Genomic DNA, 24886 nt, shown 5'->3' with positions numbered 1-24886 from the left:
GCCGGTTGCCGTAGCGGGGCTCGGACGGGCGGCGGTTGTGGGGCACGGTGGCGAATCCTCCGGGGCTCACGTGCAGGGCTGTGACCTTGAGCATAAGCACTGGGCCGATCGTGAGGTTTCCGTGGCAGGGTGGGGCGGGCAAGCCACTGGGGGCTCCGGACGAGCCATGGGGAAAGGGGTAGACGTGATTGTCTGGATCAACGGCACGTTCAGCGCCGGAAAGACCAGCACGGCCCGCGAACTGACCGGACTCCTCCCGGACAGCACCCTGTTCGACCCGGAGCTCGTCGGCGACGCGCTGCGCGTGCTGCTGCCGCCCAAGCGACTGGCGGAGGTCACCGACTACCAGGACCTGCCGAGCTGGCGCCGGTTGGTGGTGGACACGGCCGCGGCCATGCTCGCCGAACTGGGCGGGGTGCTCGTCGTACCGATGACGCTGCTGCGCCAGGAGTACCGGGACGAGATCTTCGGCGGGCTGGCGGCCCGGCGGATCCCCGTGAGGCATGTGCTGCTGGCTCCTGCAGAAACGATCCTTCGGGAGCGGATCGCGACACGGCGGGAAGCCGGGGAACCCGCCGAGGTCGACCTCCGGGTCCGCCAGTGGGCGTACGACCACCTACCGGTCTACCAGCAGGCCCTCGGCTGGCTCACCGGTGACGCGCACGTCGTCGACAACGGGGCGCTGACCCCGCGGGAGACGGCGGAGCGCATCGCCGAGGCCGTCCGCTCGGAGGAGGCGAAGGTCTGCGACATCGTCCAGACACCGGAGCCCACCCGTGAGACCGTGGCGTCCGGGGTGCTGCTCTTCGACGAGCAGGACCGGGTGCTGCTGGTGGACCCGACGTACAAGGCGGGCTGGGAGTTCCCGGGGGGAGTCGTCGAAGCGGGCGAGGCACCCGCGAACGCGGGAGTACGGGAGGTCGCGGAGGAACTGGGCGTCGTACTGGAGCGGGCCCCCGGGCTGCTCGTGGTCGACTGGGAGCCGCCCCAGCCGCCCGGTTACGGCGGGCTGCGCCTGCTCTTCGACGGCGGCCGTCTCTCGGACGAGGCGACGGCCGCGCTCCGGCTGCCCGGTCCGGAACTGCGTGCCTGGCGCTTCGTCACGGAGGACGAGGCCGCCGCTCTGCTCCCGCCGCACCGCTACGAACGCCTGCGCTGGGCCCTGCGCGCCCGCGAACGCGGCCGCCCCCTCTACCTGGAGGCGGGCGTCCCCACCGGCTGATCCGGCCGCTCCGGCGGACGCAGGGCCGGGACGGGGTTCGCCGACCCCCTGGCCGAGGTGCGCCGCTGGTCCACCACTGGCGCGCCCCGTCCCCGCCCCGCCCCGCCCTGCTCGACACGACCGCACTGCCGTGCGCACGATCCTCCGGCACCACGCCCGGGGAACCACCGCCGCTGGGCCGTGCCGGGGCCCGAGGGGCCCGAGGGGCCCGGGGGGCCCGAGGGGCCGGGCCGGAGCGGACCGGCGCGGGGTCTCAGCCGGAAGCGGCCGTTTCCAGCGCCGCCTTCGCGAGGGCCCCGGCCGTGTTCTCCGTCAGCGGATCGCCATGGCCGAAGCAGGCGACCGACGGGGCGAGCGAGGCCAGGCGCGTGAAGGTGGTGATCGCCCGGGGCCGGTCCACGTTGAAGACGCCCAGCATCAGCGGGCCCACGGCGGCGACGCAGTCCCCCGTGAACAGCACACCGTGGCGCGGGAGGTGGATGCCGATGCTGCCGTCCGTGTGGCCCGGCGCGTGGACGACGTACGCCCCGTCCCCGAACCCCAGCACGTCCCCGTCCTCCAGCTCCCGGTCGACCTGGGTGGGCGGAGCCTGGGGGACGGTGGCCAGGGCGTGCGTGTGCAGCGGGATCTCCCAGTCGAGCAGCACCGGTTCGGGAACGGGCTGCTCGCCCCGGATCACCGGCGCGTCCAGGCGGTGCGCCAGCACCTGTGCGCCCCAGCGGGCGGCGAGCTCACCGGCCGCACCGACATGGTCGTCGTGGCAGTGGGTGAGGACGATCCGCTCCAGCCGTTCCGGCGTCGCACCGAGGGAGCGCATCGCCCCCTCGATCTCCTCCGCCGATCCGGCATGGCCGGCGTCGATCAGGGTGAGGGCTTCCCCGTCCTGCCAGAGATAGGCCTGGCCGAGGGAGAAGCGGAGCATGTGCAGCTGGTTCGGGAGCACTTCTACGAGATCCATACGGTCAACGTAGGGACGACGGGGCCCCGCGGGCGCGGAGTTCACCGGGAGCGCAGTACGCCCAGGGCGCACTGCGCCCTGGGCGTACACACGACGGCCGGCACCGCCCGCTGAGCAGGGGTCAGGCGCGCTTGGACTCCGCGTAGTTGACGAGGAAGAGGGCCTCCGCCACCGACAGACGCTCCAGCTCCTGCGGCGACACGCTCTCGTTGACCGCGTGGATCTGCGCCTCCGGCTCGCTCAGCCCGATCAGCAGCATCTCCGCCTCCGGGTACAGGGAGGTCAGCGTGTTGCACAGCGGGATCGACCCGCCCATGCCGCTGATCTGCATCTCCTGGCCGGGGTAGGCGGCCTCCAGGGCCGCGCGCATCGACGCGTACGCCGGACTGTCGGTGTCCGCCTGGAACGGCTGACCCTGGCCGACGACCTCCAGTTCGAGGCGTGCCTTCCACGGGGTGTGCGCCTCAAGGTGGGCCTGCAGCAGCTTGACGGCCGCGGCGGTGTCCATGCCCGGCGGCATCCGCAGGCTGATCAGCGCGCCGGCGCTCGCGTGCACCGACGGAGTGGCGCCGACCACCGGCGGGCAGTCGATGCCGAGCACCGTGACGGCCGGGCGCGCCCACAGCCGGTCCGCGATCGAACCCTCACCGATGAGCTCGACACCGTCCAGCACCTTCGCGTCGGCACGGAAAGCGGCCTCCGGGTACTGCAGGCCGTCCCACACCTCGTCCGAAGCGAGCCCGTCCACGGTCGTCGAACCGTTCTCCGCGCGCAGCGAGTCGAGTACGCGGATCAGCGCGGCCAGCGCGTCGGGAGCGGCGCCGCCGAACATGCCCGAGTGCAGGTTGCCGCCGAGCGTGTCGATCTTCACCTTGACCAGGCACATGCCGCGCAGCGTGGCCGTCACCGTCGGCAGGCCGAGGCGGAAGTTGCCCGCGTCGCCGATGACGATGGTGTCGGCGGCCAGGAGCTCCGGGTGCGCCTCGGCGTACTGCTGGAGGCCGCCGGTGCCCTGCTCCTCCGAGCCCTCGACGATCACCTTCACGCTCACCGGCACACCGCCGTTGGCCTTCAGCGCGCGCAGCGCCAGCAGGTGCATGATGAACCCGCCCTTGCAGTCGGCCGAGCCGCGCCCGTACCAGCGGCCGTCGCGCTCGGTCAGCTCGAAGGCCGGCGAGGTCCAGGCCGCGTCGTCGAGCGGCGGCTGGACGTCGTAGTGCGCGTACAGCAGCACGGTCGGCGCGCCCTCGGGGCCGGGCAGGAAACCGTAGACCGACTGGGTGCCGTCGGGGGTGTCGAGCAGTGCCACGTCCTGGAAGCCCTCGACGCGCAGGGCGTCGGCCACCCAGTTCGCGGCGGCCTCGCTCTCGCTCTTGGGGAACTGCGCCCAGTCCGCCACCGACTGGAAGGCCACCAGCTCGGTCAGCTCCTGCTTGGCGCGGGGCATCAGCGAGGCGACGGTCTCGGCGATCGGATTCTGGGACATGGGCACGCTCCTTTTGGGTGCGACGTTGTTCTCCGTGTACGCCGCCCGCATCCGCGGGGTGTGCGTATGCCGGGTACGGCGAAAGACAGTCTTGATCCTCGCACAGCGGGACGGGGCGGTGTCTCGCCGTAGGATTTCCCCGGCATCGGAGCAACCGGGTGATCAGGAGCAGCAACACATCGTGAGCAGCGACGACGACGTACGCGACGCAGGCACGGACGCAGGAGCGGGCGCAGACGCAGGAGCGGGCATGGACGCGGGCGCGGACGCAGGCATGGGCCCGGGCGAGGGCGTGGGCGCGGGGCAGGACGCCCGGCGGGCGGGCGACGAGGCGGCCGGGGAGACCAGCGAGGTGTGGGACGTGGTCGTGGTCGGGGCGGGACCTGCCGGGTCCTCGGCCGCGTACGCGGCGGCGACGGCCGGGCGGCGCGTCCTGCTGCTGGAGAAGGCCGAGCTGCCCCGCTACAAGACCTGCGGCGGCGGCATCATCGGCCCCTCGCGCGACGCCCTGCCCCCGGGCTTCGTGCTGCCCCTCAAGGACCGTATCCACGCGGTCACCTTCTCGATGGACGGGAAGCTGACCCGTACCCGCCGCTCGAAGCACATGCTGTTCGGGCTCATCAACCGCCCGGAGTTCGACGCCGGGCTGGTCGCCGAGGCGGAGAAGGCCGGCGCCACCGTCCGTACGGGTACGGCCGTGGCCCGCGTCGAGCAGCACGGGGCGGCCGTTCCCGACCGGCGCACCGTCGCCGTGGTGCTCGCCGACGGCGAGACCGTGCTGGCCCGCGCGGTGGTCGGCGCGGACGGCAGTGCGAGCCGGATCGGCGCGCACGTCGGGGTGGAGATGGACCAGGTGGACCTCGGGCTGGAAGCGGAGATCCCCGTCCCCGAGACGGTCGCGGAGGACTGGAAGGGGCGGGTGCTGATCGACTGGGGCCCGCTGCCCGGCAGTTACGGCTGGGTCTTCCCCAAGGGCGACACCCTGACCGTCGGGGTCATCTCGGCCAAGGGCGAGGGCGCCGCGACCAAGCGCTACCTGGACGACTTCATCGCCAGGCTCGGACTCGCCGGCTTCGAACCGGCCGTCTCCTCCGGGCACCTGACCCGCTGCCGCAAGCCCGATTCGCCGCTCTCGCGCGGCCGGGTGCTGGTGGCGGGCGACGCGGCCGGACTGCTGGAGCCGTGGACCCGGGAGGGCATCTCCTTCGCGCTGCGTTCCGGGCGGCTGGCGGGGGAGTGGGCGGTGAAGATCTCCGAGGCGCAGGACGCCGTGGACGCGCGCCGCCAGGCCCTCAACTACGCCTTCGCGGTGAAGGCCGGGCTGGGCGTGGAGATGGGGGTCGGCACGCGGATGCTGAACCTCTTCGAGGCGAAGCCGCGGCTGCTGCACGCGGCGATCACCGGCTTCGGTCCGGCGTGGCGGGCGTTCGCCCGGATCACGCGGGGCTCGACGACGCTGGCCGAGCTGGTGCGTACGTACCCGCTGGCGCGCAAGGCACTGCACATGATGGACGCCCGGCAGGCGGCGGCCCGCAGCGGCGGCAAGGGCTGAGGCCCCGTCCGTCGTGGGCGGGATCGGCGAAGCCGAGGCCGACGGCCCGGGCCCGGACAGCGGTACGGGTACCCGCCCGGCCGGCGGCGACGGTGGCGACGACCGGCGGGGCGGCAGGAACCTGCTGGGGGTGGACCGGCCGGATGCCGTCCTCGCCGCGTTCGAGCGCGGCGAGCCGAACGCCGGGGTGGTGGTGATCGGGCTCGCCCTCAACCACGCCGACCCGGGGGCTGTGCTCCCCTTGGTCGCGCGGGCGTTGGAGTCGGCGGACCGGGAGGTCCGCCGACAGGGGGTCATCGCCCCGGCACATGTGGCGAGGCTCCACCGCACGGTGGACCGGCGCTGTCTGGAACTGCTGCGTCGCTGTCCACGCGGCAACGGGGCCGACGACGACCTGTGGTCGTTCGTTCCGCACCGGGAGCTGCCGCTCTGGCTGTGGCGGCATCACGCGTGGGAGCGGCTGGTGGACGGGCTGCGCCCGAACCGGTCCGGACCGAGCCGTCGCCGTCGGGACGGGCCTGTGGCCGTGCGGACGGGCCCGTCGCCGTGCGGACGGCGCGCCGCCGTGCGGACGGGCGCTGTCGCGCGGACGGGCGCTGTCGCGCGGACGGTTGCCGTCGCCCGGGCAGCGGGTCAGCCGGGTCAGCCGGGTCAGCCGGTCACCGTGATCCGGAAGACCGGGTGGTCGTCGGCGGCCGCCCGCAGTTCGGCGCCGGAGGACGTGGCGGTGACTCCCTGGAAGAACCGGTTGACCTCCCAGCCCCACTTCTCCAGGTAGGCGCGCAGGATGTCGGCCTTCTGCGCCGGGTCGGTGATCTCGGTGACGGTGAACGCGCGCACCTTGCGCCCCACGCGCAGCTGGCCGCCGCCCGCCACCCGCATGTTGCGGACCCACTGGGAGTGGCCGCGGGCAGAGACCAGGTACTGGGCGCCCTCGTAGGTGTGCGGGTTGACCGGGATCCGCTGCATCTCGCCGGACGTGCGGCCGCGTACCGACAGCTCGGCGGTGCCCGCCAGGCTGATGCCGAAGCGGGCCAGCCTGCCGAAGAGCGCGTTGAAGCGGGTCTCGAACCGGGTGGCCTGGGCGTAGTACGGGGTGGGCGCGTTCATCGTGACCTCCGGGGCCGCTTTCCTCAATGTGAGAGCACTGCTCTCGCCTGAGAGCAGTGTGCACGGATCGGTGCGCCAAAACAAGAGCAGTGCTCTCGCAGTGGAGCGGCGGTCCGTTTTCTGGGCAGTGCTCCGTTCCCGTGGCAGACTGACCCGCATGAACACCGTGCGAGGGGCCAGGGAGCGGGCCCGCATCGAGGTCACCGCCGCCATCAAGGACGAGGCCCGCCGCATGCTCGCGGCCGAGGGCGCCGCGAAGCTCTCCCTGCGCGCCGTCGCCCGTGAACTGGGCATGGTCTCCTCCGCCCTCTACCGGTACTTCCCCAGCCGGGACGACCTGCTCACCGCCCTCATCATCGACGCGTACGACAGCATCGGCGCGGCCGCCGAGGCGGCCGACGCCGGCGCCCGCGCCGCCGGGGCGCCGCCCCGCACCCGCTGGATCGGCGTCTGCGAGGCCGTCCGCTCCTGGGCACTGGAGCACCCGCACGAGTACGCCCTCATCTACGGTTCCCCGGTTCCCGGCTACAGCGCCCCCGTCGACACCGTGGGCCCGGCCTCCCGCGTCGCCAACACCCTCATCGGCATCCTCCGCGCCGCGTACGAGGGCCCCGGCCTCGCCCTCCCGCCGCTGCCGCCCGCCCTGCGCCCCGAGGCCGACCGGATGACCGCAGACTTCGCCGAGGGCCTGCCCCCGGCGGTCACCGCCGCTCTGGTCGCCTCCTGGGCGCAGCTGGTGGGGCTGGTGTCCTCCGAACTGTTCGGCCAGTTCAACCGGGTCGTCGAGGACCGCGCCACCTTCTTCGCGCACGCCGCGGACCAGCTCGCGCACGGGGTCGGACTGCCGGCCGTGTGACGGGAGGCCGCACGCGCGTACGGCGGCGGGCCGGAGCGGTGTCAGGAGCCGGTCGGATCAATCCGTGACGGGCAGGCACTCGGCGAGCAGGGCGACGACGTCACGCCAGGCTCGTTGTGCGTGCCGCGGGTGGTGGCCGACGCCCGGGACCGTGGTGTGGTCGACCGGCGGGTGGTGGAAGGCGTGCAAGGCGCCGCCGTAGACCACCAGGCGCCAGTCGACCCCTGCGGCCTGCATCTCTTCGGCGAACGCCACCCGTTGCGCGGGCGGCATGATCGGGTCTTCCGATCCGACCCCGGCCCATACGGGGCAGCGAATGCGTGCCGCCTCGCCCGGTCGGCCCGTGGTCAGCGCGTTGACCGTCCCGATCGCGCGCAGGTCGACGCCGTCACGACCGAGTTCCAGTGCGATCGCGCCCCCGGTGCCGTAGCCGATGGCGGCGGTCCGGTCGGGGTCGGCCCGCGGTTCGGCACGCAACACGTCGAGTGCGGCGTGACCGATTCCCCGCATCCGGTCGGGGTCGGCGAGCAGCGGCATGCAACGGGCCAGCATTGCCTCCGGGTCCGCCAGGTACCGTCCGCCGTGGAGGTCGAAGGCCAGCGCCACGTAGCCCAGTTCGGCGAGAGCGTCGGCCCGTCGGCGCTCGGCATCGCTGAGCCCCATCCCCTCGGGTCCGATCAGGACCGCGGGTCGGCGCCCGGCACCGGCCGGGAGTGCGAGGTATCCGGTCATCGTCAGGTCGTCGGCCGGGTATTCGACCGTACGGGTCGTGATCGTCGTCATACGACAGGACGGTAATGACCGTTGCGCCCGATCGGGGTGGTGTTCGTCGACGGCAGAGCAGTCCGTCCCGAGCACGCCACGCGGACCCGTCCACCTCCACCCCTGTCGGCAGACGGCCTCACCGGGGAATCGGCCCGTCCTCGGCACAGAAGGCGCCCGTCGGGCCGTCCTCGCCCGCCGTTGCCAGGCCGACCGCCACCGCCGCGCCCCCCTCCGCCGTGCGCAGCCCGTTCGACGGCCGGGGGCCGGACTCCCAGACGCTCCTGGTCGAGCCGCGACGGGCCGTCCTCCTCCCCATTACCTTCTTGGTGGCCCCGCAATGGGGCGCCCGGCCTCCGGAGTTGGCATGACTTTCTCCCCCTGTCGATCGCATGGCCTGGGGGGTGGTGTCACCAGCTCCGGAGGCATCGACAGACCGCTGATTAGGGGCATGACCACCGGCCTTTCCGCAGGTCGGGAGGCTCTTCGTAATGTGGATGTGGCGATCGGTGCCGAGGGACGGCCGGGCGAGGACGACCGGAGGACGCACGTGATCGACATCAGCGACATCGGCGCCTTCCTCGGCCTGGACGTCGGCAAGGGCGAACACCATGCCACCGCCGTCACCCCGGCCGGGAAGAAGGCCTTCGACAAACGGCTGCCCAACAGCGAACCCAGGCTCCGCGAGGTCTTCGGAAAGCTGCAGGCCAAGCACGGAACGGTGCTCGTGGTCGTCGACCAGCCGGCCTCGATCGGCGCCCTGCCCCTGGCGGTAGCCCGGGACATGGGCTGCCCGGTCGCCTATCTGCCGGGGCTGACGATGCGGCGAATCGCCGATCTTTATCCAGGGGAGGCCAAGACCGATGCCCGCGACGCGTTCGTCATCGCGGACGCCGCCCGCGTCATGCCCCATACGCTCCGCTCGGTCGACCTCGAGGACGAGACCATCGCCGAGCTGGAGATGATCGTCGGCTTCGACGACGACCTGGCCGGCGAAGCCACTCGCATCAGCAACCGGCTCCGGGGCCTGCTCACGCAGATCCATCCATCACTGGAGCGGGTCCTGGGGCCGCGAGTGCAGCATCCGGCCGTGCTCAAACTCCTGGACCAGTTCGGTTCCCCGGCCCAGATCCGCAAGGCCGGACGCCGCCGTCTGATCACATCGATACGTCCGAAGGCACCACGGATGGCCGAGCGGCTGGTCGAGGACATCTTCACCGCCCTGGACGAACAGACCGTCGTGGTGCCCGGAACGGACGCGGCCGCGCTGATCGTCCCCAGCCTCGCCACCTCGCTCCAAGCGGTGCTTGACCAGCGCAGACTCCTCGCCACAAGGATCGAGGAACTGCTGGAGGCACACCCTCTTTCCAAGGTCCTGACGTCCATGCCGGGGATCGGCGTCAGGACCGGAGCCCGCATCCTCATCGACGTCGGCGACGGATCCAGCTTCCCATCCGCCGCCCACCTCGCCGCCTACGCAGGCCTCGCCCCAGCGACCCGCAGTTCGGGCTCCTCGATCCGCGGTGAACAACCGTCCCGGCGCGGAAACAAGCAGCTCAAACGCGCCTTCTTCCTCTCCGCGTTCGCCGCTTTGGCCGACCCGGCATCCCGCACCTACTACGACAAGAAGATCAGCCAGGGCAAGCACCACACCCAGGCCCTCCTCTGCCTCGCGAGACGACGAGCCGACGTGCTCTTCGCGATGCTCCGCGACGGCACCTTCTACGAACCCCAACCCGCCCCCACAGGTTGACGAAACCCATAGGGGCACCCCCCCGCGCACCGCCTGGCCGGACGCCGGCGACTGCGGCTGACCGGCCTCACGGGCGAACCGATCCCGCGCGGGAAGGGGGCCGACCCCTCCACCACCTCCTGAGGGGCCGCACGTGGCCGGCGTCGAGCAGCTCCTGGAGGTGGTCGCGCTGGGGCAGGGGGTGGCGATCCCGTCCCGTTCCACCACCGAAGGGCACCAGCGCCCGGACATCGCATACCGGCCGGTCACCGGCCTCGGCCCCAGCGCGGTCATGGTCGCCCGGCCGGAGACCTCGCGATCCGCAGCCGTCGCGGCTCTCGTCCGAGCCGCCCACGACGTCGTCGCCGCCCACCACCCCGACCACACGACCGCACTGACTTGACCACACCGGCCCGACCGGCCCGACCGGCCCGACCGGCCCGACCGGCCCGCACCTGTCACCGGTCCTGGGGATCCGGGAGATTCACATGATGAGGCGACGACTCGCTCTTCTGTTCCTCATACGAATGCGCCCGGTTCGGCCTTGCACGACGGGCCGCCCGTCTAGTGTTCCTCGGGTCGCCCCCCCAGCCGCCGCCGAAGGAACGTTCATGCCTCGCGCTGTGAAGGCCTTGTACGCCGCCCTGGCCACTGCCTTGTTGGCCGTGTCGGCGCCCGCCATCATCGCCGCGGCACGTGACGCCCCCCGGCAGGCCGCCCCGCCGGCCGCCGACCCGCCCGTCATCCCCCGCCCGCCGGGCGTCCGGGGCCTGGAGATCGGCGTCCCCGCGTACGTCTGGGCCAACGACCCCATGCTGACCGACCTCACCACCACCGCTCCGGCCCCCTCGGTGGTCGTACTGAACCCGGGCAACGGCGACTCCCCGTTCGACGGCCCCTGGCGCTCCCGCGCCGACGCCCTGCGCGCCCGTACCACCTCCACCGGCGAGAAGACCCGGGTGCTCGGCTACGTCCACACCGACCACGGCAACCGCGACATCGCCGCGGTCAAGGCCTCCGTCGACAACTACCTGCAGCCCCCCGACGGCCGCCTCCACGTCGACGGCATCTTCTTCGACGTCGTCAGCCGCGACTGCGGCCCCGCCAACTCCACCCGCGACTACTACGCCGAGCTGCGCCGCCACGTCCAGGAGCGGATGGACGCCATCGACCCCGCCGCCCCCGACCTCGTCGTCAACAACCCCGGCACCGCCATAGCCGACTGCTACCTGGAGCCCGGCCACCGCACCGCGGACGTCTTCGTCACGTTCGAGGACACGTACGCCGCGTACACCGGCGCCGGCTGGCTCGGCGGCAACGTCTTCGACCACCTCTCCGGCTACCGCTCCGGCGCCGAACTCGACCCGGACGGAACGGCGTTCTGGCACCTGGTCCACGACGTCCCCGGCCCCGAGGCGATGCGCGCCACCCTGCGCACGGCCTTCGACCGCGGCGCGGGCTACGCGTACGCGACCAGCACGGTCATGCCCAACCCCTGGAACGCGAGCCCGACGTGGAAGTACCGCACCCAGACCACGTACGCGGCCACCCTCGGCTGAGGGCCCTGCGGGCACCCGGCCGGTGCCACGGGCGCTCGCGGGACCCCGCCCGCTCACTCCAGCAGGCGCAGGGGCCGCAGGGTGAGGCTCATGCGGGCACTCCCCGGCCCGGAAGGCCGAACCACCGGCCGACGGCCCGCTCGCACGCCTCGCGTGCGAAGCCGGGGTCGCCCGCCCAGGCGACGATGCCGTCCGGCCGTACCAGTACGGCGCCCAGCCCGAGGTCGTTCCTCGCCGCCCCGGCGGCGTACCGCAGCAGGCTCTCCCGGCCCGCCGCCGATCCACGCAGGCGGCGGTCGGCGGTGAAGTCCAGCAGGACACCGCGTCCGTCCTGTGCCAGGTCGCCCAGGCGCGTGCCGTCTTCGAGCCGGAAGTCCGGCGCGCTGCGGCCGACCAGCGGCTGCTCGCTGCCGAGGTCGTGTCGGATCCACGATCCCGACAGCCTCTCGAACGCGTAGGTCGTCCCGCCCCGCGTCCCGAGCAGGTCACCGACCACTCCTTGGAGCGCGTGGGCGTGCGGTCCCGGCTGCATGACCGCCACCTGGGCGCGCGACCAGTCGAGCACCTGGGCGGCGATCGGACGGCGCTCGCGCGCATAGGTGTCGAGCAGTCCGTCCGGTGCGTGTCCGTGCACGGTCGCCGCGAGCTTCCACCCCAGGTTCACGGCGTCCCCGATGCCCGTGTTGAGTCCCTGCCCGCCCAGAGGGGAGTGGATGTGGGCGGCGTCGCCGGCGAGCAGAACGCGCGCCCGCCGGTAGTGCGTCGTCTGCATCGCGCGATCGGTGAAGGTCGAGACGAGGCGTACGTCGTCCAGCGCCACGTCGGTGCCGGACACCCGGCGCAGAACCGCCTGGAGGTGCTCGCGCGACGGCTGACGCGAGCGGTCGAACGCGCCGCCGTCGAAGTCCATCATGCCGATGTGCCCTTCGGTGCCCAGCCGGAGGTACATGCCGGTCGGCGTCAGATGGAAGCCCGGGCTCAGCGCGTCGGGGTCGGAGAGCGTGGCGAGCATGACGTATCCGGTGAAGAGCGGCTCGGTGCCGGTGAACTCGAAGCCCGCGAGCCCGCGCACCGCGCTGCGCCCGCCGTCGCAGCCGACGAGCCAGCGCGCCGGGTACGCGTCCTCACCGGCGTACGCGACCACGCCCTCGTCGTCCTGCGCGATGCCCGAGACCGTGACACCGCGCCTGATGTCGACGCCGAGCCCGGCAGCCCGCTCGGACAGCACCGACTCCACCGCTTCGAGGTTCGTCAGCATGCCGTCCGCGGCCGGTCCGGGGAGCCGGTACGGCAGGGCGGCGAGGTCCACCCCGGCCGGATCCAGCATCAGGCCGGCGAAGTGGCCCACGCCACGGGGAGGTGACGGTTCGTCCGCGTCGGTGTCCGGGCCGGTGTCCGCGGCGACACCCGACGCCTTCAGCAGAGGGTGCAGCATGCCACGGCGGTAGAACGCCTCGACCGATGTGGCGGACAGCCCGCGCATCCCGAGCGGGGCCGCCCGCCAGGGGGAGCCGGACTCCGCCTCCCGTTCGAGTACCAGGACGGAGCAGCCTGCCAGGCCGAGCTCGCAGGCGAGTAAGAGACCGACCGGGCCTGCTCCGACGATCACTACGTCATGCATGAGGGTTCCCCTTTCCGAAGCCACGGCCGGACGGGCACCGGCCGGACCCCTCGAAAGGTGCCGGACCCCACCGACACCGGGCCGACAGCCCGGGCCCGGCGTCGCCTCCGGTCCGACAGCCCACCGACACGGCACCGACAAGGCGGCCAGGTGCGGTGCCGGACGCCGCGGGCCCGGAAAGATCCGCAAGAGACGGCCTAGCCCAGGCCGCCGTCGCTCCGGAGCAGCTGCGCGTTGATCCAGCCCCCTTCGGGGGAGCAGAGGAACGCGACGAGGTTCGCACAGTCCTGCGGAACACCGAGGCGTCCCAGGGGAGTCGAACGGATCAGGTCCGCCTGCTGCTCCTCGCCCATCCACCCGGTGTCGGTGGGTCCCGGATCGACGGCGTTGCAGGTCACCCCCAGGTGGGCGAGCTCGTGGGCGGCGGCCGTCGTGATCCGGTCCAGCGCACCCTTGCTCGCCCCGTACGGCAGGTTGCCGACGGTGTGGCCGCTGGTCAGGCTGACGATCCGGCCGCTGCCGTGCCGTCCGCGGAACCGCAGCCCGTACTCCCGGATCAGCAGCCAGGTGGCCCGTGCGTTCACCGCGAAGTGCAGGTCGAAGCTTTCCACCGTGGTGTCCAGGAGGCCCGAGTCGACCGACTCGCAATGGCAGAGCACCAGCGCGGTGACGTTCCCCAGTGCCGCCTCGACGCCGTCGAAGAGCCGCGCCGGCACGGCCGGGTCGCTCAGGTCCGCCTCGACCGCATGCGCCCGCGCGCCCGACGACTCCACCTTCGCCCGCAGTTCTTCGGGCGCACCCGGCTCCGTGCCCCACCGCATCCGCGCGTCGTACGGGGTCCAGTAGGTGAAGGCCACGTCCCACCCGGCCCGCGCCAGGTTCAGCACGACGGACGACGCGATCCCCGCCGACCGCCCCGCCCCCGTGACCAGGGCGAGCGGACGCCCCGCCTCGCCCCCACCCTGCCGACTCCCCACACGCGTTTCACCGGTCATGCCTGCCATCCTGGCGGGTCCGCCCCGGACACGGCACCCGCATGCCGAATCGGCCATCGGAGGGCGTCCGGATCCATGGGCCGGACCCATGGCCCGGGACCCATGGGCCGGGCCCACAGGCCGGAGGTGGACCCCTGACCGGTCAGCGCCCGTCGTTCTCCGGGCGGCGGGCGAATCCGAGCAGTACGTGGGTGATCCGGAGCAGGAACACCGCCGCCGCCAGGATCCCGCTCGCCACGGCCAGAGTGCGGCGCGTCGACGGGGAGAGGGAGAACGCGAGCGCGGGCCCGTACACCGCGCCGAAGGCGAGAACGGCCGCGAAAGAGGCACTCACGAACGCGTAGCCGATCTCGATGGTGATCGCGTCCCGGTCCGCCTGCGTACGTCGCCCCATGCGTGGAGTGTCACAGCGCGCACGGCCCGTCACAAGCCCCCCGCGCCGCCCCCGCCCGCAGGCGCGTCAGATCCCGGCCGTATCCGTCCACAGCCGGGCCAGCTCCAGGTCGCCCGTCACCCCCGGGCCCGCCAGCGGGAGCCGGTTCCACAGGGCCTCGTACAGCCAGGCCGCCTCGCCGGTCAGTTCGCAGTCGGCCGCCTCACCCGTGTCACCCCGCACCGTCCGGGCCGGCGCCGCCGACAGGTGTACGGTCCACACCGCGCCCGTGTCGGCGGCCCGTACCCGCACCACCTTCGGTTCGGCGGACCGCACCCGGCTGCGCGGCCGCGCGTGGAAACCGGTCAGCAGCTCGTCCACCCCGTCCTCCGCGAACCCCGGCTCCAGCGCTGAGAACAGCACGCCCAGCGCGGCCTCCGCGTCCATCCGGTGCACGGTGGTCTCGTGCGCCTGCCGCCGGGCCCAGAACGCCACCGGCGAGGGCGGAGCCGTCGGCAGGAAGGTCCAGCACTGTACGTCGGCCGGAGCCTCGTTCAGGGTCCGCACCAGGTCCGCGTGGCCCTCCCGGAACCAGGCCAGAAGCTCGCCGCCGACCAGCTCCGGCGCGTCCGGGAAGCCCACCGGCTCCAGCCGCCGCTCCGCGACGTACGCGGTGGCCCAGCGGTGCACCGAGCCGGTGTGCCGCAGCAGGTCGGTCACGCGCCACCCCGGACAGGTCGGGACCGCGGCGTCCGTACCGGCGCGTTCGGCCACCTCGGCGAGCAGCTCGCCTTCGCGCGCGAGGGTCTTCACATGTTCGGTGATCTCCATACCGCGAGTCCTATCAGCCCGCCCGCGACAATGGAGAGATGGACGGGGCACTCTTCCCGCGCGAGCGGACCGTGATCGCTCCCGGCGCCGTGCACGTGCCGGACTGGCTCGGTGCCGGGCGCCAGGGCCGGTTGCTGGCGGCCTGCCGCGCGTGGGCCCGGCCGCCCGCCGGCCTGCGCACCGTACGTACCCCGGGCGGTGGGGTGATGACCGCCCGCCAGGTCTGCCTCGGCCTGCACTGGTACCCGTACGGGTATGCGCGCTCCGCCGTCGACGGAGACGGGGCACCGGTCAAGCCGATGCCGCCCTGGCTCGCCGAGCTCGGACGGGAAGCGGTGACCGCGGCCTACGGCGACCCGCCGGAGCCCGGACCGGAGTCGGCCTACGACATCGCGCTGGTCAACTTCTACGACGGCGACTCCCGCATGGGCATGCACCGCGACGCCGAGGAGAGGTCCACCGCGCCGGTGGTCTCGCTCAGCCTCGGTGACACCTGTGTCTTCCGCTTCGGGAACACCGCCTCGCGCGGGCGCCCGTACCAGGACGTCGAGCTGCGCAGCGGGGATCTGTTCGTCTTCGGCGGGGCGAGCCGGCTGGCCTATCACGGGGTGCCGAAGGTCCTGCCGGGCACGGGCCCGCGGGAGCTCGGGCTGACCGGGCGGCTGAACATCACACTGCGGGTCGGCGGGCTGGGCTGAGCGGCGGCACCCGGCACCCTCCGATCATGCGAGGATCGATGCCATGAACGGCAACGGGGCCCCGCCGCGGGTGGGGGATGTGACCACGCCTTCCGCGTCCGGTGCGGCAGCGCGGACCAGGCTGGAACGCGGTCGCGGCGCGCTCGGACCGGCACTGGAGCTCGTCCACACCGGCCGTGCTCCGACCCGCGCCGTGCTGACGGCCGAGCTCGGGGTCACCCGCGCCACCGCCGGAGCGGTCGCCGCCGAGCTGGAGGCCCTCGGGCTGATCCGCGTCGATTCCCGCCCGGGCGGGACCGGTGGGACCGGTGGGAGTGGTGGGGCCCAGGGCCGCCCCTCGCACCGGCTCTCCGTGGCCGAGGACGGCCCGGTGGCGCTGGCCGCCCAGGTGCACTCGGACGGCTTCCGCGCCGCCCTGGTCGGCCTCGGCGGCCGCATCGTGGCCACCGCCCCCGGCAAGGTCACCGTCTCCGCCGATCCGGCGCAGGTGCTCGGCGCGGTCGTGGAGGCGGGCGCCGAGCTGCTCGTGCAGAGCGGCCGCCGCTGCGTCGGCGCGGGGCTCGCGGTACCCTCGGCGGTCGCGGAACCGGACGGTACGGCCCTGAACCCGCTGCACCTCGCCTGGCCGGCGGGCTCTCCGGTCCGGGCCATCTTCGCGGAGTGCGTGAAGGCGGCCGGGATCGACGGCCCGGCCCTGACGGGCAACGACGTCAACCTCGCCGCCCTGGCCGAGCACCGGCACGGCGCGGGGCGCAGCGCCCAGCACCTGCTGTGCGTCGCCACCGGGCACCGCGGGGTCGGCGGGGCGCTGGTACTGGACGGCCGTCTGCACAGCGGGAGTTCGGGCCTGGCCCTGGAGGTCGGCCACCTCACGGTGAACCCCGAGGGGCGGGCCTGCCACTGCGGCAGCCGCGGCTGCCTGGACGTGGAGGCGGATCCGCTGGCCTTCCTCACCGCGGCGGGCCGCAGCCCCGGCCCCGAGGTGTCGCTGCTCCAGCAGGCCCGCGACCTGCTGCGGGACGAGCCCGCGGAACCGGCGGTACGGGCGGCCACGGAGGAGCTGATCGACCGGCTCGGGCTGGGCCTCGCGGGCCTGGTGAACATCCTCAACCCGGACCGGATCATCCTCGGCGGGCTGCACCGGGAGCTGCTGCACGCCGACCCGGAGCGGCTGCGCGCGGTGGTCGCGGACCGCAGCCTGTGGGGGCGCAGCGGCGGGGTGCCGATCCTGCCCTGCACGCTGGACCACAACAGCCTGGTCGGCGCGGCGGAGCTGGCCTGGCAGCCGGTGCTCGACGACCCGCTGGGGGCCTTGGCCTAGGGGGTGTCCGCCAGGCGGTCTCCTGCGGATCGTGCCGGGCCCGCCGCGTGCGGTGCCGTGTCCGGGCGCGCCGTCCGGGCCGCCCGAGTACGTCCGTGCAGGGCGGCGGTGAACCGCTGCCGGCGCCGCGGCCACTGCCTCGGCCTGGGCCAGGACGCCTCGGGCCGGGCCGTGCGGCCGATCGAGCCGGGCCGGTGTGGGCCGGCGACGGGTCACACCGGCCCGGCGCCGACCGGCGATGCCACCGGCGGGCCGGTCGCGACCGCCGCCGGATCGACGGCCAGCAGCACCGCACGCGCGGGTTCTCGTACGGGCGTGGCCCTGAGGGGGACCGGCCGTACCGGCAGCGCCCTGGCGGGGGCCGCCGTGAGCGAGAACCACACCGCCTTCCCGGGGCCGTCGGGCCGCTCGCGCGCCCCCCAGGCCTCGCTGAGCGCCTCCACCAGGGCGAGCCCGCGTCCGCAGGTCTCCAGCGTCTCCGCGCGCGTCCTGTGGACGACCGGCAGCCGCGGATCGCTGTCGATGACCGAGACCGTGAGCCGCCCGAGGCGCAGTTCGATCTCCACGGTGCAGGTCTTGTCCGGCTGCGCGTGGCGGTGGACGTTGCTGAGAAGTTCCGTCACACCGAGCGCAGCCCGGTCTATGAGCGGGTCGAGTTCCCAGTGACGCAGTTGCGCAGAAACGATTCTGCGGATTTGGCCGATCCGCGACGGCAAGGCCTGCAGTTCGACGACGCAGTGCCTGCGGGAATGAGTGATCACGGCTGCGACTCCCCGAAATGAGTGTTACGGGTGCTGCACCCTCGGTAATGCTCCACCAGGGTCACCCACGGTGCCGCGCAGTGCAACCGAACGCGATCGAAAGGGATTCGCATGGAACCCCAAAGTGAACGTTTGTGCAGGTGGGAGGGGTACATTACGAAGGAGGGGGGAGAAGTTCACCCACGAAGGAGCGCGGCACATGAGCACCACCGGCACCACCAGAGCCACCGGTACCACCGGTACGACGGCCACGACCGTCGACGTCGATCGCAGTGACGCCGACTACCGGGCCTGGCTGAAGGAGGCCGTCCGCAAGGTGCAGGCCGACGCCAACCGCTCCGCCGACACCCACCTGCTGCGCTTCCCGCTCCCCGAGGCGTGGGGCATCGACCTCTACCTCAAGGACGAGTCCACGCACCCGACGGGCTCCCTCAAGCACCGCCTCGCGCGCTCGCTGTTCCTCTACGGGCTCTGCAACGGCTGGATCCGCCCCGGCCGCCCGGTCATCGAGGCCTCCTCCGGCTCCACCGCCGTCTCCGAGGCGTACTTCGCCAAGCTGATCGGTGTCCCCTTCATCGCGGTCATGCCGCGCACCACCAGCCCGGAGAAGTGCCGCCTCATCGAATTCCACGGCGGAGAATGCCACTTCGTGGACGACCCGATGAAGATGTACGAGGAGTCGGCCGAGCTCGCCGCCCGGACGGGCGGCCACTACATGGACCAGTTCACGTACGCCGAGCGGGCCACCGACTGGCGCGGCAACAACAACATCGCCGAATCGATGTACCAGCAGCTGCGCCTGGAGCGGTACCCCGAGCCCGCCTGGATCGTGGCGACCGCCGGCACCGGCGGCACCTCGGCGACCATCGCGCGCTACGTGCACTACATGCAGCACGACACGCGCATCTGCGTCCCCGACCCGGAGAACTCCTGTTTCTTCGACGGATGGACCGACAACGACCCGGACGCGAGCAGCGACTGCGGATCGCGCATCGAGGGCATCGGCCGGCCCCGGATGGAGCCGAGCTTCGTGCCCGGGGCCATCGACCGGATGATGAAGGTCCCGGACGCGGCGAGCATCGCCGCCTGCCGCGCGCTGGAGACGGCCATAGGGCGCAAGGCGGGAGGCTCGACCGGTACCGGCCTGTGGAGCGCGCTGAAGATCATCTCGGAGATGGTGGCGGAGGGCCGCACGGGCAGTGTCGTCACCCTGCTGTGCGACCCGGGCGACCGGTACCTGGACAAGTACTACTCCGACGAGTGGCTGGCGGCGCAGCGGCTCGACATCGCCCCCTTCGCGAAGACCATCGACACGCTGCTGACGACCGGGGCCTGGCGCGAGCCCGCCGCCTGACGGTCCGGCGGGTCCCGGCCAGCCCGGGTGGCGGGCATCGCGTACGGGTGCGGTGCCGGGCGTCGCGGGCCCGGCACGATGCGGAAGAGACGGCCTAGTGCCCCGCTGCGCGCCGGGCGGTGAGCCGGCGGTCCAGGGCGCGGACCGCCGTGCGGAAGGAGTGGCCCAGGCCCGGGCGGGCGGCGGTCAGGCCGAGGCGGAACGGGGCCGGTCCGTCCGCCGCGAAGGTCCAGCGGACGTGCGTGCCGGAGCCGGCGGGGGTCAGCCACCACTCCTCCAGCAAGGCCCGCACCCCCGGGGCGTTGGTGGTGTCGACCCGGTACGCGTAACGCCGTTCGGGATCCGCGGCCATGACGGTCTCCTGGAAGCGCACCCCGCCCTTCAGCCTGACCTCGCGGCCCGCGCCCCCGTGCGTGGGGCGGGCCAGGGTCACCGCGCCGAACCAGGAGGGCCAGCCTTCCACTTCCGTGGCGAGCGCTCGGTACACGGCCTCCGGCGGCGCCGCGGTGTCGGCCGCGAAGACCAGCCGGACCGGCGCGTCGTCGATGAAGTCGAGCCCCACCGGTCGGAGTCGGCGAGCCATGGGCGATACCCCCTGGGGTGAGGTTCTGGACGGGCGTGCGCGCCACCATAGCCCCGTCCCCGTGAGAAGTCCCCAGTGATCCCGACCGATGTCGACCGATCCCGAGCGAAGCCGCCCGACTCCGTCCGCCGCCGCCCGACTCCGTCCGGCCTCGTCCGATCTGCGCCGTTCCCCGCGCGGGACCTGGGCAGCGGCCCGGTCACGCGGGATGCTGGAGCCGCGGCGGTCCCGCCGATCCCGCCCCGCGAGCGGAGGCCGCCGTGCCCGACCGCCCCCAGCCCGACACCTCGCCGTCCACCGCCCCGCCACCCGCACCGCCCCACACCCCCCTCGCCCTCGAACTCCTGGTCCACGGAGTCGCCGGGGCCGCCCCCGGCGAACTGCTCGGCGACCCGCGCACCGTCCGCGTCACCGGCGACTCCACCGCCGCCGTGTTCCGCCGCACCGAGGACGCCGACGCCGAGGCCCACCCCGAGCGGTACGCCGGGCGGCCCGTCCCCGAGGCCTACTGCTGGTCCCGGCTCACCTCCGGCAACGGCGCCCGCGCCCTGTGGCTGCTGCTCCTGCCCTTCATGGTGGCCAACCTCGCCCACTGGGCCCGGCCGGCCACACCCGCCGCCGACCCCGCCCCGCGCGCCGTGCGCTCGTACGGGGTCCTCGTGCGGATCCTCGCCCTCAGCCTGACCGTGCTGCTCGTCGCCGCCGCCTGCGAGGTCGCGCTCGACCTCCTCGCCTGGCAGTGCGCGGGCTCCGGGAACTGCGCCGGCTCCCGGTTCCGCTCCTGGCTGGGCTTCCTCGCACCCGGAGGGGGCTGGTGGGCGCAGCCCGGGCGGCGCCTCGCCCTCGGGGCCCTGGTCCCGGCCGCGTTGACCGGGCTGCTCTGGTACCTGTCGAACCGCACCTGGAGCGCCTACGAGTCCCAGCCCCCGCCCGCCGGAGCCGCCGACCCGGACACCGCGTCGGACCCCGTGCCCGCGCTCGGGCGCCCCGGGTTCTGGTACGGCCGCCGGCTCGTGGCCCGGCTGCGCGCCGCGCACACCGCCGCCGGGCTGCTCACCGTGGCGGTGGCCGTCTCCGTACCGACCGTCCGCCACGACCGCCGGGCCGGGGCCCCCGTCCTCGAAGCCCTCGGCTCCGCCATGCAGCTCCTGCTCGTCGCCGGGGCCGTCACCGTGGCCTGGGTCGTCTGCCGCCGCGGCCGCACCGAGGACCGGGCCGACCACCGGCTCGACCGGGCGGCCGTCACCCTGCTGCCCGGCGCCGCCCTCGCCCTGCTCGCCGCCGTCCTCGTGCACGCCTGCTGGTCGCGCCCGGGCTGGACCTCCACCGGACGGCTCCCCGGGGACCTGGCCTTCGGCGTGCTCATGCTGGGCCAGGGGCTCTGCGCGCTCGCCCTCGCCGCCGTCGCCCGCCACCTGTACCGCAGGGCGCCCGACCCGGCAGCCGCCCTGCGCGGCCTCGGCGGGCCCGCCGTCGCCATGCTCGGCTGCGCGCTCGGCGGGGTGATGACCGGCGGGGTCGCCCAGCGCGTCGCCGACTGGCTGGACGGCGGTGCCACCCCCGGGACCCCCGGCGCACCACTGCCGGGGCCGCCCGTGCTGCTGTCCTGGCAGGCCGCCGTACTGCCCCCGCTGCTCCTCGTACTGGCGCTGCTCGCGGGCTGGTTCGCGGTGCTCGGAGCCCGGGCGCGGGGCCGGCTCGCCGCCGTGGTGGCCGCCGAGTACCCGGGGGAGACCCCCGACCTCGACCGCAGCCGCAAGATCGCCGGGGCGCGGACCGCGGCTGCGCTCACCGACTCCGCGCCCTGGTTCGTGGCGGCCGTCTCCGGGATCACTCTGGTACTCGGCGCGGGCGCGCTGGCCGGAGCCTGGTTCAGCGGAAAGGTCCCGGGCGAGGCGGCCCGGGGGACCGTGCCGCTGCTCGCAGCCGCCGCCCGCGCCGCCCAAGACGCTGGGTCCTGGCTCATCGGCCTGGGCATCGCCGCGTTCATCGCCTGGGGCCGCCGCGCCTACCGCGATCCCGCAGCCCGCCGGACCATAGGGATCCTGTGGGACGTCGGCACCTTCTGGCCGCGCGCCGCCCACCCCTTCGCACCGCCCTGCTACGCCGAGCGGGCCGTACCCGACCTGACCTGGCGGATGGCCGGCTGGACCGGCCGCACCGGTGGCCGCCTGGTCATCTCCGGCCACTCCCAGGGCAGCGTGCTGGCCGCGGCGGCCGTCTGGCAGCTGCCGCCGCCCGCCCGCCGCCGGGTCGCCCTACTCACCTACGGCTCCCCGCTCGGCCGCCTCTACGGCCGCTGGTTCCCCGCCTACTTCGGCCCGGGGCCGCTCACCGCCCTGCACCGCGAGGTCGACTGCTGGCGCAACCTGTGGCGGGCCACCGACCCCATCGGCGGGCCGGCCCTGCCCGGCGCGGAGCCCGACGTGGACCGCGGCCCGCTCGCCGACCCGCTCGCCTACGGGCGCAGCGCCCGCCATCCGCTGCCCGCCCCGATCCTGGGCCACGGCGACTACCAGGCCGACCCGGCCTTCGCCGCCGAACGCGACGCCCTGCTCGCCCGGTTGGACGCCGCCGTACGGGCCCCGGAGCCGCCCCGACCCGCTGCGGGCGGGGAGGTCCCGGGTCAGCGGATCGCGGTCAGCAAGGAGCGGGCTGGACCGGAAGCGCCGGCAGATCCGCCGGGAACAGCAGGGTGAGCTCGTCCGTGCTGGGCTCCGCGAGCTGCGCGACCCGGCCCGCGTGCCGCTCCACCATCGACTCGAAGGTCTGGCGGGCCGTACGGCCGTTGCCGAAGGCGGGGCCTTTGGGCAGCTCCGCGAAGTAGGTCAGCAGCGCCTGCGACGTACCGTCCCCGAGCCGGTACTCGTGCTCCTCCGCCTGCTGCTCGACGATCCGCAGCAGTTCCCCGGGCCCGTAGTCGCCGAACGTGATGGTCCGGGAGAACCGCGAGGCCACCCCCGGATTCACCGTCAGGAAGCGCTCCATCTCGGCCGTGTACCCGGCGACGATCACCACCACCGCGTCCCGGTGGTCCTCCATCAGCTTCACCAGCGTGTCGATCGCCTCGCGCCCGAAGTCCCGGCCCGAGTCCTCCGGCGCCAGCGCGTACGCCTCGTCGATGAACAGCACCCCGCCGCGCGCCCGCTCGAACGCCTCCTGCGTACGGATCGCGGTGGAGCCGATGTGCTCGCCGACCAGGTCCACCCGGGACACCTCGACCAGGTGCCCGCGCTCCAGCACCCCGAGCGACGCCAGGATCTCCCCGTACAGCCGGGCGACCGTGGTCTTGCCGGTGCCGGGGGAGCCGGTGAAGACCAGGTGCCGGCGCACCGAGGCGGCCTTCAGGCCCGCCTGCTGCCGCCGCCGGCCCACCTCGATCATGTCGGTGAGCGCCCGCACCTCGCGTTTGACGCTGTCCAGGCCCACCAGCGCGTCGAGCCGGCCCAGCATCTCGCCGGAATCCCGCGCGGGGGCGGCCGGAGCGCCCTGCGCCCCGTCGGCGGGCCGCGGTACGGCAGGCGGAGGCGTCTGCGCCGGCCGGTCCACGGGGCCCTGCGTCCCGGTGGCCGTAAGGATGCCCGCCCCGGCCCTGGCGGGCACGCCGCCCGGCGCGGACCGGTCCGCGAGCCGGGCGCCGGACTCGTCGCCGGTGCACTCCTCGGCGGTCGGCCCGTCCTCGGGGAACTCGTAGCCCCCGCGGGCGCAGCGCTCGGTGTGGCAGCGCGTCAGCGTGGTGCGGCAGCCGTCCATGACGTGGAAGCCGAAGCCGGAACTGCCGGTCACCCGGCACGCCGTGAAGGTGCCCCGGCCGCCCGCCGACACGTAGAAACCGGCCTCGGCGGGGGAGGTGACCGTGCACCGCTCCAGCGTGGGGTCGGCGCCCTTGGTGACGATCACACCGGTCTGCACGGCGTCGACGGTGCAGCCGGCGAGCGTGCCGCCGCTGCCGTGGTCGCGGAACCAGGCTCCGGTCGCCGCCTCGCGGATCCGGCAGTCGTCGAGCTGCGCGGTGGCCCCGTCGCTCACGGACACGGCGGTGTTGCGCACCTGGGACAGATCGCTGTCGACGACGTCGACGCGCGATCCGCGGTCCAGCACGAACAGCGCGTCCGGTACGTCGTGCACCCTGCAGGAGTCGAGGGAGACGGTGGCGCCGTCACTGATCCACACCGCCGGATAGTCACCCGTACTGTCGTGGATCTCGCAGGACTCGGCGTCCACCCGGGTCCCGGGGTCCCATACGGACAGGCCGTTGCGGCCGAACCGCCGCACGGTGGTGCGGCTGAGGGCGAGCACCGAACGGGACCGCAGATCGACCGCGTTCTCGGGGATGTCGTGGATGTCGCAGCCGGCCAGGGTGAGCACCGCGTCGGTGTCGAGCGTGACCCCGTCGGCGGAGGTGCGGTGCACCGAGCAGTCGGTGAGGCGGGCCGTGGCGCGCGCGGCGATCTGCACCCCGGAGCCCTTGACCTCGTACACCTCGCAGCCCAGGGCCTCCAGGCCCGAGCCCTCGCCGGTGACCCCGATGCCCGCACCCGTGGCGTGGTGGATCCGGCAGCGCTCCAGCCGGGGCCGGCCGCCGCCGCGCACCGAGACGCCGTTCTGACCGGCGGCCACGACCTCGCACTCCTCGAACACCCCGCCGCCGCCGTCCAGTACGGCGATGCCGACGCCGGCCGGATTCTCCACCGTGCACCGCCGCACCAGGGGCCGGGCCCCGGCGCCGCGTACCTCGATGCCGGCGGCGGAGTGGGTGCTCACCCGCAGGTCGGTGAGCTCCGGGCAGCCGTCCTCCACCAGCAGGGCGGGCGTCGCCCGGTCCTGGCCCTCCAGATACAGGTCCTGGACGACGGCCGAGGCGCGCAGGGTCAGCGCGACCCCGTCGAGCGGGGCGATCCGCACCGACCCCGCCCCGCCCTCGGGCCCGCGCAGGGTGACGGCATGGTCCAGCACCAGGTTCTCGCGGTAGGTGCCGGGGGCGATCGTCAGGACGTCCCCGTCGCCCGCGACGGCGAGCGCGGCGGTCAGCGTCGGATACTCACCGGAGCGGCGCCGCCACCGCGACGTTCCGCCGTGCGTCACCTGGACCGTGCCCTGAACCATGGTGCT

General features: G+C 73.9%; 21 protein-coding genes. 10 read left to right on the top strand and 11 right to left on the bottom strand.

Going from position 1 to position 24886, the window contains the following annotated elements; genetic code table 11:
- The first annotated feature begins 184 nt into the window (after positions 1-184).
- Positions 185-1222, top strand: coding sequence for an NUDIX hydrolase (locus DEJ51_RS02810; RefSeq protein ID WP_190620162.1), 1038 nt, complete (start codon positions 185-187; stop codon positions 1220-1222).
- 253 nt (positions 1223-1475) lie between these two features.
- On the opposite strand, the gene DEJ51_RS02805 is transcribed toward DEJ51_RS02810, so the two are convergent.
- Together DEJ51_RS02805 and DEJ51_RS02800 are read right to left on the bottom strand one after the other, a co-directional pair.
- On the bottom strand, positions 1476-2180 hold the full coding sequence (locus tag DEJ51_RS02805; RefSeq protein WP_150255960.1) for an MBL fold metallo-hydrolase: 705 nt from the start codon (positions 2178-2180) through the stop codon (positions 1476-1478).
- 121 nt (positions 2181-2301) lie between these two features.
- Complete coding sequence (locus DEJ51_RS02800) at positions 2302-3666, bottom strand: dipeptidase (protein ID WP_150255957.1); 1365 nt, start codon at positions 3664-3666, stop codon at positions 2302-2304.
- 352 nt (positions 3667-4018) lie between these two features.
- On the opposite strand from DEJ51_RS02800, the gene DEJ51_RS02795 reads away from it, so the two are divergent.
- The gene (locus DEJ51_RS02795; protein ID WP_150261658.1) at positions 4019-5218 is read left to right on the top strand and encodes a geranylgeranyl reductase family protein; all 1200 of its coding nucleotides are present in this window, start codon (positions 4019-4021) and stop codon (positions 5216-5218) included.
- A gap of 651 nt (positions 5219-5869) precedes the next feature.
- Here DEJ51_RS02795 and DEJ51_RS02790 read toward each other — a convergent pair.
- On the bottom strand, positions 5870-6328 hold the full coding sequence (locus DEJ51_RS02790) for a nitroreductase/quinone reductase family protein (RefSeq protein ID WP_150255955.1): 459 nt from the start codon (positions 6326-6328) through the stop codon (positions 5870-5872).
- Positions 6329-6485: 157 nt separating this feature from the next.
- On the opposite strand from DEJ51_RS02790, the gene DEJ51_RS02785 reads away from it, so the two are divergent.
- Positions 6486-7184 carry a TetR/AcrR family transcriptional regulator gene (locus DEJ51_RS02785; protein ID WP_150255953.1) on the top strand — a complete coding sequence of 233 codons (699 nt, stop codon included), beginning with the start codon at positions 6486-6488 and terminating at the stop codon, positions 7182-7184.
- 57 nt (positions 7185-7241) lie between these two features.
- On the opposite strand, the gene DEJ51_RS02780 is transcribed toward DEJ51_RS02785, so the two are convergent.
- Positions 7242-7967 carry a dienelactone hydrolase family protein gene (locus tag DEJ51_RS02780; RefSeq protein WP_150255951.1) on the bottom strand — a complete coding sequence of 242 codons (726 nt, stop codon included), beginning with the start codon at positions 7965-7967 and terminating at the stop codon, positions 7242-7244.
- A gap of 529 nt (positions 7968-8496) precedes the next feature.
- Here DEJ51_RS02780 and DEJ51_RS02770 point away from each other — a divergent pair.
- From DEJ51_RS02770 to DEJ51_RS02755, 3 genes are all read left to right on the top strand, one after another.
- Entirely contained in the window at positions 8497-9699 is a 1203-nt protein-coding gene (locus DEJ51_RS02770) for an IS110 family transposase (RefSeq protein ID WP_150255949.1), read from the top strand.
- Positions 9700-9832: 133 nt separating this feature from the next.
- A complete protein-coding gene (locus DEJ51_RS02765; RefSeq protein ID WP_150255947.1) occupies positions 9833-10081 on the top strand; it encodes a hypothetical protein in 249 nt (82 codons plus the stop codon).
- 208 nt (positions 10082-10289) lie between these two features.
- Positions 10290-11237 (top strand): spherulation-specific family 4 protein, encoded by a 948-nt coding sequence (locus DEJ51_RS02755; RefSeq protein WP_150255945.1) that lies wholly within the window; start codon positions 10290-10292, stop codon positions 11235-11237.
- Positions 11238-11325: 88 nt separating this feature from the next.
- Here the strand turns inward: DEJ51_RS02755 and DEJ51_RS02750 are convergent, their stop codons facing one another.
- From DEJ51_RS02750 to DEJ51_RS02735, 4 genes are all read right to left on the bottom strand, one after another.
- On the bottom strand, positions 11326-12858 hold the full coding sequence (locus DEJ51_RS02750; RefSeq protein ID WP_150255943.1) for an FAD-dependent oxidoreductase: 1533 nt from the start codon (positions 12856-12858) through the stop codon (positions 11326-11328).
- A gap of 197 nt (positions 12859-13055) precedes the next feature.
- Entirely contained in the window at positions 13056-13853 is a 798-nt protein-coding gene (locus tag DEJ51_RS02745) for an SDR family oxidoreductase (RefSeq protein WP_150255941.1), read from the bottom strand.
- A 142-nt stretch (positions 13854-13995) separates the two neighbouring features.
- Entirely contained in the window at positions 13996-14247 is a 252-nt protein-coding gene (locus tag DEJ51_RS02740; RefSeq protein WP_150255940.1) for a DUF6332 family protein, read from the bottom strand.
- Between the two features lie 66 nt (positions 14248-14313).
- Positions 14314-15057 carry a maleylpyruvate isomerase family mycothiol-dependent enzyme gene (locus tag DEJ51_RS02735; RefSeq protein WP_150255938.1) on the bottom strand — a complete coding sequence of 248 codons (744 nt, stop codon included), beginning with the start codon at positions 15055-15057 and terminating at the stop codon, positions 14314-14316.
- A gap of 38 nt (positions 15058-15095) precedes the next feature.
- Here DEJ51_RS02735 and DEJ51_RS02730 point away from each other — a divergent pair, with 38 nt between their 5' ends.
- Together DEJ51_RS02730 and DEJ51_RS02725 are read left to right on the top strand one after the other, a co-directional pair.
- The gene (locus tag DEJ51_RS02730) at positions 15096-15755 is read left to right on the top strand and encodes an alpha-ketoglutarate-dependent dioxygenase AlkB family protein (RefSeq protein ID WP_150255936.1); all 660 of its coding nucleotides are present in this window, start codon (positions 15096-15098) and stop codon (positions 15753-15755) included.
- A 43-nt stretch (positions 15756-15798) separates the two neighbouring features.
- Complete coding sequence (locus DEJ51_RS02725) at positions 15799-17076, top strand: ROK family protein (RefSeq protein ID WP_223835634.1); 1278 nt, start codon at positions 15799-15801, stop codon at positions 17074-17076.
- Between the two features lie 212 nt (positions 17077-17288).
- Here the strand turns inward: DEJ51_RS02725 and DEJ51_RS02720 are convergent, their stop codons facing one another.
- Entirely contained in the window at positions 17289-17837 is a 549-nt protein-coding gene (locus DEJ51_RS02720) for an ATP-binding protein (RefSeq protein WP_150255934.1), read from the bottom strand.
- A gap of 199 nt (positions 17838-18036) precedes the next feature.
- Between DEJ51_RS02720 and DEJ51_RS02715 the strand changes: the two genes are divergently transcribed.
- A complete protein-coding gene (locus tag DEJ51_RS02715) occupies positions 18037-19191 on the top strand; it encodes a PLP-dependent cysteine synthase family protein (RefSeq protein WP_150255932.1) in 1155 nt (384 codons plus the stop codon).
- A gap of 94 nt (positions 19192-19285) precedes the next feature.
- Here DEJ51_RS02715 and DEJ51_RS02710 read toward each other — a convergent pair whose 3' ends face one another.
- Positions 19286-19774, bottom strand: coding sequence for an SRPBCC family protein (locus DEJ51_RS02710; RefSeq protein ID WP_150255930.1), 489 nt, complete (start codon positions 19772-19774; stop codon positions 19286-19288).
- A gap of 260 nt (positions 19775-20034) precedes the next feature.
- On the opposite strand from DEJ51_RS02710, the gene DEJ51_RS02705 reads away from it, so the two are divergent.
- Positions 20035-22473 (top strand): hypothetical protein, encoded by a 2439-nt coding sequence (locus DEJ51_RS02705; protein WP_190620160.1) that lies wholly within the window; start codon positions 20035-20037, stop codon positions 22471-22473.
- Here DEJ51_RS02705 and DEJ51_RS02700 read toward each other — a convergent pair.
- The gene (locus tag DEJ51_RS02700; protein WP_150255928.1) at positions 22415-24880 is read right to left on the bottom strand and encodes a right-handed parallel beta-helix repeat-containing protein; all 2466 of its coding nucleotides are present in this window, start codon (positions 24878-24880) and stop codon (positions 22415-22417) included. The two genes, DEJ51_RS02705 and DEJ51_RS02700, sit on opposite strands and share 59 nt — an antisense overlap.
- Between the last annotated feature and the right edge of the window lie 6 nt (positions 24881-24886).

Source organism: Streptomyces venezuelae, assembly GCF_008642275.1.
Lineage (GTDB): Bacteria > Actinomycetota > Actinomycetes > Streptomycetales > Streptomycetaceae > Streptomyces > Streptomyces venezuelae_E.
The sequence above is the reverse complement of the archived record's forward strand: the minus strand, read 5'-3'. Positions and strand labels throughout refer to the sequence as shown.